Source organism: Ruegeria sp. CK2 (genome assembly GCF_056536585.1).
In genome coordinates this window covers 49283-63820 of record NZ_JBQFPW010000011.1, presented here as the reverse complement: position 1 = coordinate 63820, position 14538 = coordinate 49283, and the positions used below count along the sequence as shown (strand labels likewise).

15 protein-coding genes and 1 tRNA gene are annotated in these 14538 nt (G+C 56.0%); 9 read left to right on the top strand and 7 right to left on the bottom strand.

The window, feature by feature from the left end; translation table 11 throughout:
- Positions 1–434: 434 nt before the first annotated feature.
- Positions 435–557, bottom strand: coding sequence for a hypothetical protein (locus ACR0BU_RS16415; protein WP_480738119.1), 123 nt, complete (start codon positions 555–557; stop codon positions 435–437).
- Between the two features lie 79 nt (positions 558–636).
- On the opposite strand from ACR0BU_RS16415, the gene ACR0BU_RS16410 reads away from it, so the two are divergent.
- Positions 637–1182: a Crp/Fnr family transcriptional regulator gene (locus ACR0BU_RS16410; RefSeq protein ID WP_480738120.1), complete on the top strand. Its 546-nt coding sequence runs from the start codon at positions 637–639 to the stop codon at positions 1180–1182.
- Between the two features lie 378 nt (positions 1183–1560).
- Here ACR0BU_RS16410 and ACR0BU_RS16405 read toward each other — a convergent pair whose 3' ends face one another.
- On the bottom strand, positions 1561–2583 hold the full coding sequence (locus ACR0BU_RS16405; RefSeq protein ID WP_480738121.1) for a LacI family DNA-binding transcriptional regulator: 1023 nt from the start codon (positions 2581–2583) through the stop codon (positions 1561–1563).
- 98 nt (positions 2584–2681) lie between these two features.
- Here ACR0BU_RS16405 and ACR0BU_RS16400 point away from each other — a divergent pair, with 98 nt between their 5' ends.
- The 6 genes from ACR0BU_RS16400 (at position 2682) to ACR0BU_RS16375 (ending at position 9896) form a co-directional block, all read left to right on the top strand.
- Complete coding sequence (locus ACR0BU_RS16400) at positions 2682–4193, top strand: tripartite tricarboxylate transporter permease (protein WP_480738122.1); 1512 nt, start codon at positions 2682–2684, stop codon at positions 4191–4193.
- The gene (locus ACR0BU_RS16395) at positions 4190–4660 is read left to right on the top strand and encodes a tripartite tricarboxylate transporter TctB family protein (protein ID WP_480738123.1); all 471 of its coding nucleotides are present in this window, start codon (positions 4190–4192) and stop codon (positions 4658–4660) included. Before ACR0BU_RS16400 ends, ACR0BU_RS16395 begins: the two co-directional genes overlap by 4 nt.
- A gap of 50 nt (positions 4661–4710) precedes the next feature.
- On the top strand, positions 4711–5673 hold the full coding sequence (locus ACR0BU_RS16390) for a tripartite tricarboxylate transporter substrate binding protein (RefSeq protein ID WP_480738124.1): 963 nt from the start codon (positions 4711–4713) through the stop codon (positions 5671–5673).
- A gap of 60 nt (positions 5674–5733) precedes the next feature.
- Positions 5734–7137, top strand: coding sequence for an acylating sulfoacetaldehyde dehydrogenase (sauS, locus tag ACR0BU_RS16385; protein ID WP_480738125.1), 1404 nt, complete (start codon positions 5734–5736; stop codon positions 7135–7137).
- The gene (locus tag ACR0BU_RS16380; protein WP_480738126.1) at positions 7134–8645 is read left to right on the top strand and encodes an AMP-binding protein; all 1512 of its coding nucleotides are present in this window, start codon (positions 7134–7136) and stop codon (positions 8643–8645) included. The genes sauS and ACR0BU_RS16380 overlap by 4 nt, the downstream gene beginning before the upstream one ends.
- An 837-nt stretch (positions 8646–9482) precedes the next feature.
- Positions 9483–9896, top strand: coding sequence for a DUF4279 domain-containing protein (locus ACR0BU_RS16375; RefSeq protein WP_480738127.1), 414 nt, complete (start codon positions 9483–9485; stop codon positions 9894–9896).
- Between the two features lie 64 nt (positions 9897–9960).
- On the opposite strand, the gene ACR0BU_RS16370 is transcribed toward ACR0BU_RS16375, so the two are convergent.
- From ACR0BU_RS16370 to ACR0BU_RS16360, 3 genes are all read right to left on the bottom strand, one after another.
- On the bottom strand, positions 9961–10119 hold the full coding sequence (locus tag ACR0BU_RS16370) for a hypothetical protein (RefSeq protein WP_480738128.1): 159 nt from the start codon (positions 10117–10119) through the stop codon (positions 9961–9963).
- 272 nt (positions 10120–10391) lie between these two features.
- Positions 10392–10517 carry a type B 50S ribosomal protein L36 gene (gene ykgO / locus ACR0BU_RS16365; RefSeq protein WP_005648635.1) on the bottom strand — a complete coding sequence of 42 codons (126 nt, stop codon included), beginning with the start codon at positions 10515–10517 and terminating at the stop codon, positions 10392–10394.
- A gap of 89 nt (positions 10518–10606) precedes the next feature.
- Positions 10607–10681 (bottom strand) — tRNA-Val (locus tag ACR0BU_RS16360).
- A 148-nt stretch (positions 10682–10829) separates the two neighbouring features.
- Between ACR0BU_RS16360 and ACR0BU_RS16355 the strand changes: the two genes are divergently transcribed.
- A complete protein-coding gene (locus ACR0BU_RS16355; RefSeq protein ID WP_480738129.1) occupies positions 10830–11690 on the top strand; it encodes an N-formylglutamate amidohydrolase in 861 nt (286 codons plus the stop codon).
- Positions 11691–11692: 2 nt separating this feature from the next.
- Here the strand turns inward: ACR0BU_RS16355 and ACR0BU_RS16350 are convergent, their stop codons facing one another.
- Together ACR0BU_RS16350 and pyrF are read right to left on the bottom strand one after the other, a co-directional pair.
- A complete protein-coding gene (locus ACR0BU_RS16350) occupies positions 11693–12946 on the bottom strand; it encodes a DNA polymerase IV (protein ID WP_480738130.1) in 1254 nt (417 codons plus the stop codon).
- Positions 12947–13289: 343 nt separating this feature from the next.
- Positions 13290–13994 carry an orotidine-5'-phosphate decarboxylase gene (pyrF, locus tag ACR0BU_RS16345; protein ID WP_480738131.1) on the bottom strand — a complete coding sequence of 235 codons (705 nt, stop codon included), beginning with the start codon at positions 13992–13994 and terminating at the stop codon, positions 13290–13292.
- Between the two features lie 141 nt (positions 13995–14135).
- Here pyrF and ACR0BU_RS16340 point away from each other — a divergent pair, with 141 nt between their 5' ends.
- The gene (locus ACR0BU_RS16340) at positions 14136–14453 is read left to right on the top strand and encodes a hypothetical protein (protein ID WP_299887894.1); all 318 of its coding nucleotides are present in this window, start codon (positions 14136–14138) and stop codon (positions 14451–14453) included.
- Positions 14454–14538: the final 85 nt, after the last annotated feature.

The window sequence follows — 14538 nt, the reverse complement described above, 5'->3', positions numbered from 1 at the left end:
CAAAGAGCCCAACGTATCGAATGCTGTCCAATGCATGAGCGGCCGCTTATCGTTGGTGTGGCGCACCTCTCATTTCCTGCGCTCTGGCATTCTGTCCTCCTCTGCGCCGTTTGAATGCCATCCAGGATGGCCTCAACACAGCGTTCAGCGCGACAATTGCGCAGATAGAAGGCTCAGACTGCATCAAGCTGGGCAAAAGGAGATGGACGAGCGCGCATATCGAGGTGAAATTGATGTCGATTTCCCGCCGGATGATCTAATAACGGAAATCAACGTCTGTGAAACGGCGCGTGTTCTGCACTGCCGCATTATTGATCAGAAAATCGATGGGAGGGCCGGCTTTCACGAGCGCCTCGGTGGCTCTTTCCACAGCGCTCACATCTGCAAGATCGGCCTCATATATTGCCACATCGGTGAGGACGTCAGCAAGGCGATCAGGCTGCAGGACCGCCTCGCGATGACGAGATCTGGTTATCTGCCACCAGCTTGCGCAGCAATTCGAGCCCGAGGCCCGATGCGCCACCGGTGATGATAATATGCTTGTTTCGGATTTCCATGTCATAATCCCGTGTACTCGTGAATTGAGCACACACTAGGCGGACGACGGATTTCTGAAATAAGCGCGGGTTAAAACGTATGAATATCTCTGACTTTATCGCAGCCAGCGGTCGGCCACTCAATAAGGACGCAGGTGACCATCTGTTCCGTCAAGGTGATCAGGACTCGTCGCTGTACATAGTGAGAAGCGGTCTGTTGAAGGCCTACTACCTGTCGGAGGACGGCAAGGAGAACATCAAATCATTCATCATGCCTGGTGGAAAGATCGGCAGCCTTGCTGCGGGATATCAGAAGGAAAGCTGTACTTTCAGCCTGGTTTGCGTGGAGCAAAGCGAGCTTATCGCGCTGGAGTTTTCAGACCTTTACGAGGCCAGCTGCGCAAATATCGAACTATCTAAGGCGATGGTCGACTTCCTTTTAAGCTTTGGCATACGCAAGGAATTGCGCGAGTACGAATTGCTATGCCTTTCAGCCGAGGAACGCTACAGGCGGCTGCTTACAAATACACCTGCGCTTCTCGACAAAGTGACGCAAAACGATATTGCACGGTATCTGGGAGTGACACCGGTCGGATTGAGCCGGATCAAGACACGGGTGAACGGGCGTCGTACTCTGAAAGAATAAACACAAACAGTTAAGATTTTGAACGACATCCGGAACGCTTTGGACTGTGAACAATAGTTCCGCGACCGTTCAAAACCCGAAGACAGATGTTCTGACCACCGCAGCGAATTCACACTCTGTCTCGCAAAGCTGAAATTGCAGAACGTGGTTTTGAAGGTCTGATTTGGGCTGTGACTGTTCGCTGACGCGAAGGGCAGACTACCTCAGAAAGAGCCCCCCTTTCCGCATCGCTGCTAGGTGGCGAAGGTCCGCTTTTCGGCAAGCAGTCATTCGCTGCGGATGCAAAGTTTCAATGTCATCTTGGTCAATGCGGACATTTGAAATTCGTCGTGAACGCAGCTGTCGCTTGGAGATAAGTAATCACAGCCATTGAACTTCTCAAAGTCGTGATGTGGAGTGTCGAGCCATAACGCGGAGCTCAAGCTTCATCGCTGTGATATCAGGGTGCTGTCCTGCAATTGTATCTGAAATCAATTCCGCCGCCATAAGCCCGATCCGTTTGGCCGGTATCCTGATTGTAGACAGAGACGGCTCTACCTCAGCCGACCCCTTGAAGTCCCCGATGCCCATAATCGATAAGTCATCAGGCACTTTCAGGCTCAAATGGTTGCTGGCATAAAGGACACCCTGCGCGATAATGTCATTGCCGCAGAGAATGGCAGTTGGTCTATGCCCCTGTTCAAGTAACAGAATGCTGGCGCGTTTTGCCTCCCGGACGCTATAGGGGGCCTCCAGCCGCCAGTTTTCGGGGATTTCGATACCTGCGGTTCGAAACTCAGACACAGCGCCGTTCAGTCGATCGTAGGCACGGTCATTTCCCGAGGGGTCTGGAAATACAAGACCAATCTTGCGGTGTCCAAGCGAAATCAGATGGCGCGCGGCCAGCCTGCCGGCCTCTGCGTTGTCCACGCCGATACAGGACAGGGCCGAGGAATCGTTGTAGTTCCAGATCGCAACCGTTGGGATATTCTGCTGTTCGATCAACTGATAGGTGGGATCCGAGTGTTCCAGCCCGATCACCGCCAGCCCATCCACACGATGTTCCAACAGCTTGCGCAGCATTTTATACTCACGATCCAGATCGAACCCGTGTGACGCAATCAGCATGGTAAACCCATGTTGGTCTAGTTTGTCGGAAAAGGATTGAATCAGTTCGGCAAAAATCGCGTTGTCGATTGTGGGCACGACAAGGCCGATCGTCCCACTTCGCCGACCATGCATGACCTGTGCCGCCCGGTTGCGGATATAGCCCAGTTTCTGCACCGCGCGCTCGATCTTTTTCCGAGTCGCAGGCTTGACCAGCTCGGGGTGATTGTAGCTGCGGGACACGGTTGAAATCGACACGCGCGCAATACGTGCAACATCTACAATATCCGGTTTATTTTGTTTTTTATCAGTCATTTAATCCATCAAATGTGCACAAAAATGAAAACATTTGCAAAACTATTTTCATCACCTAGGCTTTTATGTCAATCGGTGACGAGAGACGGGATATCGACTTGGAATTTCTGTATTACTTCGGGGACGTGTTCTCGCCTGTGTCGTTCGGGCTTTTGCTTTTGGGCACAATTGGGGGGCTACTTCTTGGCGCCACGCCAGGGCTGTCACCGACCATGGCCGTTGCGCTGCTTATTCCGTTTACATTCCATCTCCAGCCGGTGCAGGGCCTGATCCTTCTTGGTGCCGCCTATACTTCGACTGTCGCGGGCGGTGCAGTCAGCGCCATCCTACTCAAGATCCCGGGGGCACCGGCCAATATTGCGACAACGCTGGACGGGCACACGATGGCAAAGCAGGGCAAAGGCGCGCGGGCTTTGCAACTTAGCTTTCTGGCTTCAGCCGTTGGCGGCGTCATCGGTGTGCTGTTACTCATTTTCCTGACACCGGTTCTGTCGCAATGGGCTTTGGCGTTTGGTCCCAGCCACCTGTTCTGGCTCGCGATCCTGGGCGTGACCGTGATTGGGTCGCTGGATAGCGCTTCGGTGGTCAAGGGGCTACTATCGGGGTGTATCGGGTTGTGGCTGGCCACGATCGGGTTCGACGACATCATGGGAGCGCAGCGGTTCATCTTTCACCCAGCCCTTGGTGGCGGCATCAACATTATCGCAGCACTAATCGGCTTGTTTGCCATCCCGCAGGTACTGACCATGTTTGCCAAGGGACGCACTTCGTCAGCGGCGGAGGTTATCGAAGTCGAGAAACATTCGATCAAGGACGCTATCCGCGAGCTGGTTCGCCGGCCACGCGCCCTGACGATCGGCACCGTTACCGGCTCGTTCATCGGTCTGATCCCCGGTGTGGGCGGGCAGATTGCGGGTCTTGTCGCCTATGACCAGACCAAGAAGTTCAGCCCCGAGCGCGAGAAATTCGGCAAGGGCCATTCCGAAGGCGTTATCGCTGCGGAAGCCGCCAACAATGCCATGGTCGGTCCCAGTCTGGTTCCACTGCTGACTCTGTCGATCCCGGGCTCGCCAACGGCGGCGGTGCTTTTGGGCGGCCTTCTGATCCATGGAATTTTCCCGGGCACCGATCTGTTTGACAACCATCCAGACGTGGCCTGGACCTTCATCAATTCGATGCTGATCGGGCAGGTTCTGATGTGCATCTTCGGCCTCTATGTGTCGGGCTTGGCCGCGCGGATCGCTCAGGTACCCCAGAGCGTCATGGCCGCCGTTGTGCTGGGACTTGCGGTGTTCGGCAGCTATTCGGTCCAGTCGTCGATGGGTGATGTCTATGTGATGGCGACGCTAGGGGTGATGATGTATTTTCTGGAACGGTTCGGGTTTTCCGCTGCGCCGCTGGTGCTAGGGCTGATCCTTGGCCCCATTGCCGAGGCCAATTTCATTCAGGGCAGCATGATAGCCGGTGCCACTGACGGGCTTGGCACCTACTTCCTGACCGGCACGCTGAATATTGTCCTTATCGCGGTGGTGATTGCCTCGATCCTCTACTCGGTATGGATGGAGTTGCGGACCCGCCGGTACATCTCAAAAGAGGAGATCATGGGATGAGCACCTCAAGCCTTCCGCGTCTGCAACATGTTTGTGCATCCGGGCTTGTCGCCGCTGTTGGGGTTTGGGTCGCATGGATCAGCTATACGCAGCAACCGTCCGAGGCGTTTTTGTTCCCGCGGCTGATCTCGACCGTGTTTGTTGTTCTGGCGCTTTGGACTTTCTTCAAAGCACTACTCGGTTGGACCAAGGTGGGACTCGGCTTGGGCACGCATGACATGGCCAATCTACTGCCAGGTCTGGTGATTGCGCTGGTCTATGTGTTCTGGGCCGCCAAGGCACTGGGGTTCTACACCGCAGGTGCCATTGCCTTTTTCACATTGCTATCGCTCTATGACCCGGCCCCCCATCGCGAGGTCAGGACATGGGTCCGGCGCGCGATCATCACAGTGGTCTATCTGGCGGTGATGTATGGCCTCTTTGCCATGCTTCTCAAGGTCTACACACCCCGCGAAATTCTATTCTGAACAAGGTGCGATCAACGCATCTGGCAACCGATCCTAGGGAGGACGATACAATGAAGAACCTACTTACAGCGGCCACGCTGGCGCTAACGACACTGGCCGGAGGCGCAGCGCTTGCCGAGGACTACCCCGAGCGCCCAGTGATGATGATGGTGAGCTACGATGCTGGCGGGGCGACGGACTTTCAGGCGCGGATTGTGACCATGACCGCCGGCAATGAGGATGCGCTGGGGATGCCGGTCGCCATCATCAACAAGCCCGGTGCCGGTGGGCGCGTGGGCTGGAACTGGTTCGCCACCCAGGCTGACGCGGATGGGTATACGCTGGCCGCCTACAACGTTCCGCATTTCATCGCCCAGTCGATTAAGGGTGGCGTGGAGTATTCGACGGACAGCTTTGAACCCATCGCCAATTGGGGTGCGGACCCGGCGGTATTTGTCGTGGCGGCTGACAGCCCGATGAATTCGATGGACGACCTGGTAACCTTCGCCAAGGACAACCCCGGCAAGCTGACATTCTCAGGGGCCGGCCTGTTTGTCGGGCACCACATCGCCGCGCTGCAGCTGGAAAAGGCGGCAGGTGTGAAAATGGCCTATATCCCCACAAAGGGTGGCGGGGCCGCTGCGATGAAAGCGGTGATCGCAGGCGATGTTATGGGCGGGGTGAACAATCTGTCCGATGCCTTCCGCGCACAAGAGGCAGGAAATGTCAAAATCCTTGGAGTCTTTGACCTAGAGCGTAATGACTTTCTGCCGGATGTGCCGACCCTTAAGGAGCAGGGATATGACATCGACAATGCCAGCGTAAACTTTCGTGGCATCATGGTGCCCAAAGGAACCCCGCCCGAGGTCATCGAAACGCTGGCGGCAACGGTTCCCGAAATGTTCAATAATGACCGTGTGGCCAAGAAAATGGCCGCTGGCGGCTCGCCCATGCACATCATGGACCGCGAAGAAGTCCAGGCCATGTGGGCCGCGCGGGAAGAAACCCTCAAGGCCCTGCTGGCCGGACTCTGATATCAGCACCTTTGTGAACAGGGCGGCCCTCGCCCTGTTCACTTTACAAGGATGACCAACATGAATGCACATGATGACATTGCTCAGGTCCACGCGATCATGGCCCGCGCGCGCAGCGCGCAAAAGGCCTATGAAACCGGCGCGGATCAACAGCGCTATGACCGGGCCGCCGAAGCCGCCGCCTGGGCCATCATGGAGCCATCCCGCAATACGGCGCTGGCCGAACTGGCAGTGAAAACAACCGGTCTGGGCAACGTGCCGGACAAGATCACAAAGAACCATCGCAAGACACTAGGCTTGATGCGCGACCTCAAAGGCCTGAAGACGCAAGGCGTTATCGATGACAATGCGGAGACGGGCATCACGGAAATCGCGCGCCCGATGGGTGTGGTTGGGGCTGTGGTCCCGTCAACCAACCCCGCGGCGACGCCGGCGAACAACATCATCAATGCGCTGAAATGCGGCAATTCCGTTGTGGTGGCACCGTCCCCGAAAGGCGTCGCGAGCTGCGAGTTGTTGCTGGAGTTCATTCATACCGAGTTCGACAGGCTGGGCCTGGGTCATGATCTGGTGCAGATGATCCCGGCCCCAGGGTCCAAAGCCAAGACACAGGCCATGATGGAGCAATCCGACCTTGTGATCTGTACCGGCAGCCAGAACAACGTCCACCGCGCCCAGACCTGTGGAACCCCCGCCGTGGCCGTGGGCGCCGGAAACGTGACGGTGATCGTGGATGAAACAGCCGATCTGAAAGCTGCTGCGCAGAAGATCACCGCATCAAAGACCTTTGACAATGCCACGTCATGTTCGTCCGAAAACTCGATGATCGTGGTTGATGCAGTATACGATGGTTTTGTTGCGGCCCTCGCCGAGGAGGGCGGCGCACTGTCAAAAGACGAAGCCGCCATAGTGACCCGGCTTTGGCCTGATGGTCATCTCAACCGATCCGTAATCGCGCAGGATGCCGACCAGACGTTCGAGGCCCTGGGGCTGGCGGATCAGGTTCCTGCCGGGTCGAGGTTCCTTGTTGTCGAAACTGATGGCATCGGCCCGGACCATCCGCTGTCTGGCGAAAAACTCAGCCGCGTAGCCGCGCTTTACCGCGCGCGTGATTACGACGACGCACGTAAGATCGCCGCTCGCATTCTGGACTACCAGGGCGCAGGGCATTCGATCGGAATTCACACGTCAAGGGACAGCCGCGCTGTCGAACTGGGACAGTCTTTGCCGACCTGCCGGGTTATCGTAAACCAAGCCCACACCTTTGCGACCGGTGGCTCTTTCACCAACGGCATGCCGTTTTCGCTATCGATGGGGTGCGGCAGCTGGGGCGGAAACTCAATTGATGACAACCTGCATTGGCGGCACTTCCTGCAAACTACCAGAATCATCCGCGAAATTGCTCCGAATGAGCCGGCGGTTGAGGATATCTTTGCCGACTACTGGGCGGATGTGGGACAATGAAAGTAAGCCCGACCGCCCCCCCGCAGGGCACTGTCCGCGACTGGCTCGACCACCGCGCGGTCATGTCCGGCGAGCGCAGTGGCTATCTCTTCTTTGACGGGGGCGCGCCGCTCACTTGGAGCCAATTGCGGAACCGCGCGCGGAATCTGGCTGCTCGGCTTACCGCGCAGGGCCTTGAGAAAAGCGCCAGTGTCGCGATCATGCAACCAAACGGGCGCGAGGCGATCGAATGCCTCTACGGTGTCTTGTACGGAGGGTTTCGGGCCACCGTGATCAACCTAGCAGCGGGTGATGATGCCATCCGCTATGCGCTGGATCATTGCGAGGCACGCATCGCGCTGGTGGGTGCAGCCCAGCAAGATCTGTTTAACCGGGTTCGAACGGATGTGCTTCGACAACTACCCCAGGCAGACGGCACGAACCCCGTCGATCTGTTTGATCTGTTACCGGATGATGATGCCCTGTTGATGTATACCTCTGGCACAACGGGGCAGCCCAAAGGCGTGGTACATAGCAATTCAAGCCTACTCGCCGGAGGCTGGACGCCCACGATTGCACATGACCTCACATCGAAAGACATCGGCCTGTGTGTTTTGCCGATCAACCACATTAACGGGCTGTGCGTTACCGTGCTGGGCACGCTCATTTGCGGGGGCGCGCTGGCTGTGGCCGAAAAATTCTCGGCCAGTAGGTTCTGGGACCAATGTGAAAGCGCACAGGCGACTTGGTTCTCGGTGGTTCCGACGATCATTTCGCATCTGTTGCATTCAGAGATCGGGCCCTCGCCAAACGTGCGAGAACGACTGCGGTTTGGGCGTTCAGCTTCGGCGGCCCTTGCGCCTGATGTTCAGAACAACTTCGAGAAACGTTTTGACGTCCCAATTGTTGAGACGATGGGCCTAACCGAAACCGCCGCGCAAATCCTGTCGAATCCGCTACCGCCTGGGATTCGCAAGATTGGTTCACCCGGCAAGGCTATTGGCAATGACGTTTGTATTTTGTCTGCCGCGTTGGAACCACGCGGGCCCAACACCCAGGGTGAGATTGCAGTGCGCGGGCCCAATGTGATGCGTGAGTATTTTAAGAACCCCGATGCAACGCAAGAAACGTTCACTTCAGATGGTTGGTTGCGTACGGGCGATTTGGGACATTTGGATAACGATGGCTACGTCTTTGTAACAGGGCGGCTCAAAGAACTGATCATTAAGGGCGGTGAAAACATCGCGCCGCGTGAGATAGATGAAGCCCTCTATTCGCACCCAGATGTCATCGAAGCTGCCGCATTCGCACGCCCCTGCAAAACCTATGGTGAACGGGTCGAGGCTGCCGTGAAGCTGAAGGACGATACGAGGGTGGCACCTGAACATCTAATAGCGATTTGCCGCGAAAAACTCGGCTCATTCAAAACACCCGATGTCGTTCATGTGCTCGACGACTTACCCAAAGGCCCTTCCGGTAAGATACAAAGGATTAAACTGGTATCGTTAACTGGATCACCGACCAGTTGAATATGCTTGCCAGTCAGACCCTCCCTTAGTTCAGGCAGCCATCTGTTCGAAGATCTCTGATGACGGGCACTCCTACTTTGCTCGAAGAAGACGTTTGGCAGATCCTTCTTGAGAACAGCGACGTATTTGACGCCCAAGCCACAGCGGCGCGGCGCAAAACGTTTGATGACGTTTCCTGGGGGATGTCCTACCGGAGGCAGTACAGCTCCTGCGTGCCCCAATCTGCCTGGACGTCATGCGCGTCATTGCTGAGGCCCATGCAAAGGCAATTTCTCCGGAAGCCAGGGCCGGTGAGGAGGTAAAACCCGCTCATTATCTCGTCGACAACGAATTTCAAATACCTGCCGCCCATCCGTTTCATGAAATCCTGCTATGTCCGCACAAGCGGACAAATCAGACTTAAGTTGAAAGGGCCAATAGCTCGGTGGCCTTCCCCCAAGCAACTATCTGGCGTCCTTCATGACAAGTGAAATTTGATTCAACAAATAGGTGTCGCTTGGGGAACTCCACCATTTCTCTAACCACGATGTGCATTCTTGCCATCATAGTACCTTCAATCGAGACCCGTCTGGGTATCGGAGCACCGAATTCACTCAAAAAATTTTGCCAAATCATATAGATGGGGTCAATCTCCGCTTGATTTGGTGTTGCAACCAAGTAGAAATGTCGCTGGTTGTGCAAAGTAGAAATGTCTCACCCAGCACCGACGGCAGCAAGGCTTAGCAGCCCGGAGACCTCATATATCGAAGGGCAGAAAAGCCTTGCGATACGGTATGACTGGTTTACGCCTGTTTTTGGAGTTATCCACTGTCTGCTAAGCTCTAGGAGTGATTTAGGTTGTCAAAACTCTTTGAAACAGCTGCGGCGCTCCGAATAATGGGCGACGACTTGAACCCTGACGAAATTACGAGTTCCTTGGAGTGTGAGCCGGATAGGTTTGGGAAAAAGGGCGATAAAACACCGCTGAAAAACGGGCGCGAACGTATCGAAAGAACCGGCATATGGGGCAAAAATACCCCACGAACACAGCCGGGGAATCTGGATAGCCAAATAGCAGCACTGCTGGATAGTTTAACGGCTGATTTATCTATTTGGTCCAATCTATCGTCACGATTTGAAGTACAGATATTTTGTGGCTTGTTTCTTAAAAAGGGGAATGAGGGGCTGTATATCTCAGCAGAAACCACCCGTCTTTTGGGCGCCCGCGGTATTGCAATGGATCTTGATATCTACGGTGGCGCTGATGTTTGAGCCGTGTGTTCTTCCGCTCGCTTACTCTGCCGCTTCCACACGTTTTTTAGCCCACTTGGCAAGTTTAGAGTTCCAACCATCGTTGCGGCGTCCTGTTGGCTGGTAGCTGACCGCTGCTTTCCAGCGCTTCGCGGCTTGGGGTGGATTTGTCTTGCTCGGCTTTGATGTGCTCCAGAACCGCACCCAACCGTTTGTTCTCGGTGAATGCTGCATATTTAGTCATACGCAATACGCAGTGGAGAGGCGTCCAGTGCTTTGGCGTTTTGACTCTTTACTGTTTCCTTCAAATAGATGTGCATATGCAGTGAAGACGTTTACGGCAATTCGCCTGCAGTAAAACTCCAATGTGTCCGCACCGCATTCGTTCACGCGAAACAAATCTGTCGCAGTGCAGCTATCGGCTGCTCTTCTCCGTAAAGCCAACATTGCCCAGTTGTTGCAAACAAAAAAACCGCGCTCTGCAGCGCGGTTCTCTCGACTTGAAGTGTGCAGTTCTTAGCCCTGGCGAGCTTTGAACTTGCGCTGCGTCTTGTTGATCACGTAGACGCGGCCTTTGCGACGCACAACCCGGCAATCACGGTGCCGGTTCTTGAGCGAGCGGAGCGAGTTCTTGACCTTCATGGTCTGTCTCCAATCTGCGGCGCCTTCATCAAGGACGTGGCCAGCGCCTGGGTTAGTCGGGTGTCCCGGAAACCCGGAACAGTGAATCATGGTGGGCGGTACAAGGATCGAACTTGTGACCCCTTCGATGTCAACGAAGTGCTCTACCGCTGAGCTAACCGCCCATGAACCCTTTGCGAACCTTGCCCCACAACGAAATGGGGCGCGGATACCCGCGCCGGTAGCGGGGTCTATAAAAGGAGTCGCAAATGGGTTCAAGGGGTTTGGTAGAACTATTTTCCGGTCTATGTTCAATGCGAACATGGAGGGATCATGCAGAACGCGGCCTTTGTATTGGATATGCCCGAAATCCGCAGCTCTTGTGCGGTTTTTTCTTCGCCACATAGCGGGCGGGACTATCCCGAAGCGCTTCTGAAGCGTTCTGTTTTGAATCGCAATGTGATTCGATCCTCAGAAGACGCGTTTGTCGATTTGTTGTTCGCATCAGCCGCCGATCAAGGCGCGCCATTCATTCAAGCCGCCATGCCGCGGGCCTATCTTGACCTGAACCGCAGTGCAGATGAGCTCGACCCCGCTTTGATCAGCGGAGCCCGCAGACATGGGCATAACCCGCGTGTTGCATCGGGGCTGGGTGTGATCCCGCGTGTTGTGGCGAACGGGCGTGCCATTTACCGTGGCAAGCTGACCATGGATGAGGCGCGGTTGCGGATCGACACGTACTGGCGACCTTACCATGCGCGTCTCAAATCTCTGCTAGCCGAATCGCACAGCAAGTTTGGTCAGGCCATTCTGGTCGATTGCCACTCGATGCCGCATGAGGCCGTCGCGATGGCCAGCACCGCGCGCAGCAGGCGACCCGATATTGTACTTGGTGATCGGTTTGGGGCCTCAGCCTCGGGCGAGATTGTCGATCGGGTCGAAGCTGCCTTTGCCTCGGCGGGGCTTAACGTGGCACGCAATGCGCCATTTGCGGGCGCCTACGTCACGCAAACTTACGGCCGGCCCGCACGGCATCAACATGCGGTTCAGATCGAGATCGACAGGGCGCTATACATGGACGAGGAAAAAATCACGCCGAACGCCAATTTCGAAGAGTTTTCGGGTGTTCTAAGACAAGTGATCGCTGAAATCGCCAGCATCGGCGCGCGACCGATGCGACTGGCAGCCGAGTAACTTCACCGCAGCGCGCGCCCTTTCACAATGGCATCTGTCCCAAACTTCTGACGGATTTCATCTGTGGCCCGTTCGGCCTGTGATCTGCGCACGGCATCAGGGTCAAGCAAATCACCTGAGATATCGGCTTGGTCGGCAGAGCACAGGTCCGAAAGACCGCATCCCAACAGGCGGTAAGGCCCTTGATCACCGACCTGATCAAACAAGCCGCGTGCGGTTCGATAAATCCGATCCGCTATCTGAGTTGGATCCCGCAAAGACACGCGACGCGTCAGAGTTTTGTGATTGGCCTTCTTCAGTTTCAGCGTGACAACCCGGCCCGCCAACCCTTTGGCCTTGGCCCGGTCGGACACTTTCAAAGCCATGCGCCAGATGTGACCGTCCAGAATGTCCAGACTCGCTGTGTCCTCGAAGAATGTCGTCTCGTTGCTGATCGATTTCATCGGCTCATGCGCCGAAACGCGGCGTTTGTCTTGCCCACGCGCCAGATGCCACAGCCGATATCCCATGGATCCGAAGCGGGCGGTCAGCGCCTCTTGATCCCAGCGCAGCAAATCAGAAAACGCCCGAATACCGGCGCGCTCAAGCGATTCCTGCGCAGCCGGGCCAATCCCCCAGATCAGCCGCACCGGCTTGTCATGCAAGAACTCTGCCGTTTCGGCTTTGCCGATCACCGAAAATCCGCGCGGCTTGTCGAGGTCGGACGCAACCTTGGCCAGAAACTTGTTGTGACTCAGCCCGATTGAGCCGGTAAGCCCCAACTCGTCCTTCATCCGCTTGACCAAACGCGCCATCATAATCGCAGGTGGTGCGCCATGCAGACGTTTGGTGCCAGATAAATCCATGAAGGCCTCGTCCAGCGACAGCGGTTCCACATCCGGGGTCAGCTCATCCATCATCGCCCGGATATCGCGAGACACTTCGGCATAGACCGACATGCGCGGTTTGATCACCACGGCCTCGGGGCAAAGCTGCAAGGCCTTGAACATCGGCATGGCCGATCGCACGCCCCGAATCCGCGCCACGTAACAGGCCGTCGACACGACACCCCGTTTGCCGCCCCCGATGATGACCGGTTTATCCACCAGTTCAGGGTTGTCGCGCTTTTCGACCGAGGCGTAGAAGGCATCGCAATCCATATGCGCGATAGACAGATCAAACAATTCGGCATGCAACGTTAAGCGAGGGCTACCGCAGGACGGGCAGCGCCGTTCGTCTGTCAGAGAGGTCAGGCAATCTCGGCAAAGACCGGGCATCTGCGTTCCCACACGTTCCGCGGATAGTTCGGGCAGCCCTTTATACCATCGATTTCCAGCGATCAAAGGTCCTGTAAATCTGCTTATAAAGAAACCCCCCGCAAGTGTGCGGGGGGAAAGTAACGAACCTCAGGAAGAAACGGTTCGTTGGGGAGTGTCTCAAACCCAGACTCCCGTAATTCTCTATATTTAGATAGGTTTAAGCTTTGTGACCCTAAAAGTTGGGTTTCTCATGTGTATTTTGGGGCACAGAGGAAATCCGGCGTGAATCCCCTGAGATTGACGTAAGGTCAAGATTTCGTGGATATTTCCCGGCTTACCGGCCTGCGATTCCCAAAGGCGCTCAGTGCCGTGTCAAAGAATTTAACTCATTAAGAACCGCCTGTGCCGCCGCCTTCGGGTCGTCCGCCTGATAGATTGGGCGTCCGACAACGATGTGGTCTGCCCCGGCGCTGATGGCACTGGCGGGGGTCGCCACACGCTTCTGATCGCCCAATGCAGCACCTGTCGGTCGCACGCCGGGGGTGACGATCAAGCGCCCTTCGGATTGTGGCAGGGCGCCGATCAGTGCAGCCTCTTGCGGGCTGGCAATGACGCCGTCCGCACCTGCCTCCAACGCTTTGGCGGCGCGCTCGACAACCAGGTCCTGCACGTCGCCTGATTTCAACAGGCTGGCATCCAGATCGTCGCGGTTCAGAGAAGTCAGGATCGTCACCGCTAGAATTTTCAAGTCTTTGCCTGAGGCCCCTTCTTTCGCCGCGCGCACCACATGCGGATCACCATGGACTGTCAGAAAATCCAGATCAAACTGCGTCAACCCGCGCACCGCGTTTTCGACGGTGTTGCCAATGTCGAACAGTTTCATGTCCAGGAAGATGCGCTTGCCGTGGTCTTGTTTCAGTTCATTGGCCAGCGCCAAGCCACCACCGGTTAGCATGCCCAGCCCGATCTTGTAGAACGAGACGCTGTCACCCAACCGCTCGGCCATGGCCAGCCCCTGCAGCGCGTTGGGAACATCAAGGGCAACGATCAGACGGTCATCGGACATTGGGCAGGCTCCTTTTGGCAAACGTCTGCGTCCTAGCGGGTTCAGGCAGATGTGTCCATGCAGGTTGGCTGCCGCAGCGGATTTGGATCTGTGCTATGGTGGCGCAAATTCAAAGTAAAAACTCACAAAAAGGGACAGGATATGAAAAAACTGGTTTTGCTGGGGACAGTACTTGCATTGGCCGCGTGCAACGAAACCCCGACCGATCCGTCGGACACAGGTGCTGCGCCTGCACCCACAAATGATGACCTGCGTCTTGTGGGGGGGTATCGGTCCGAAGATGATTGGTGTCAGCTCACGGGTGAAACCGCCTTTACAGGCAATTTCCTTGACCACACTGCGGACCTAGTATCTTGCCCCACAGGTAGCAACGCGGCGCAGACATTGGTGGACGAGCAGGGTGCGGTACAGGTGGCTGAAACCGGTGGTTACACGGTGTATACAATACAGCGCGAATAAGGTCTGATTCTGTGCCCTAGCCTCTTGAACCGGCAAAGATATCTCCCAGATTGAGTGTGAGGCCCAGACAGGAGCGTGCTGCCAA

Bases quoted from the DNA above. Each gene is read 5' to 3' on its own strand.
- ACR0BU_RS16415 (WP_480738119.1), bottom strand. From the start codon at position 557: ATGGAAATCCGAAACAAGCATATTATCATCACCGGTGGCGCATCGGGC.
- ACR0BU_RS16410 (WP_480738120.1), top strand. From the start codon at position 637: ATGAATATCTCTGACTTTATCGCAGCCAGCGGTCGGCCACTCAATAAG.
- ACR0BU_RS16405 (WP_480738121.1), bottom strand. From the start codon at position 2,583: ATGACTGATAAAAAACAAAATAAACCGGATATTGTAGATGTTGCACGT.
- ACR0BU_RS16395 (WP_480738123.1), top strand. From the start codon at position 4,190: ATGAGCACCTCAAGCCTTCCGCGTCTGCAACATGTTTGTGCATCCGGG.
- ACR0BU_RS16390 (WP_480738124.1), top strand. From the start codon at position 4,711: ATGAAGAACCTACTTACAGCGGCCACGCTGGCGCTAACGACACTGGCC.
- sauS (WP_480738125.1), top strand. From the start codon at position 5,734: ATGAATGCACATGATGACATTGCTCAGGTCCACGCGATCATGGCCCGC.
- ACR0BU_RS16380 (WP_480738126.1), top strand. From the start codon at position 7,134: ATGAAAGTAAGCCCGACCGCCCCCCCGCAGGGCACTGTCCGCGACTGG.
- ACR0BU_RS16370 (WP_480738128.1), bottom strand. From the start codon at position 10,119: ATGACTAAATATGCAGCATTCACCGAGAACAAACGGTTGGGTGCGGTT.
- ykgO (WP_005648635.1), bottom strand. From the start codon at position 10,517: ATGAAGGTCAAGAACTCGCTCCGCTCGCTCAAGAACCGGCACCGTGAT.
- ACR0BU_RS16355 (WP_480738129.1), top strand. From the start codon at position 10,830: ATGCAGAACGCGGCCTTTGTATTGGATATGCCCGAAATCCGCAGCTCT.
- ACR0BU_RS16350 (WP_480738130.1), bottom strand. From the start codon at position 12,946: ATGCCCGGTCTTTGCCGAGATTGCCTGACCTCTCTGACAGACGAACGG.
- pyrF (WP_480738131.1), bottom strand. From the start codon at position 13,994: ATGTCCGATGACCGTCTGATCGTTGCCCTTGATGTTCCCAACGCGCTG.
- ACR0BU_RS16340 (WP_299887894.1), top strand. From the start codon at position 14,136: ATGAAAAAACTGGTTTTGCTGGGGACAGTACTTGCATTGGCCGCGTGC.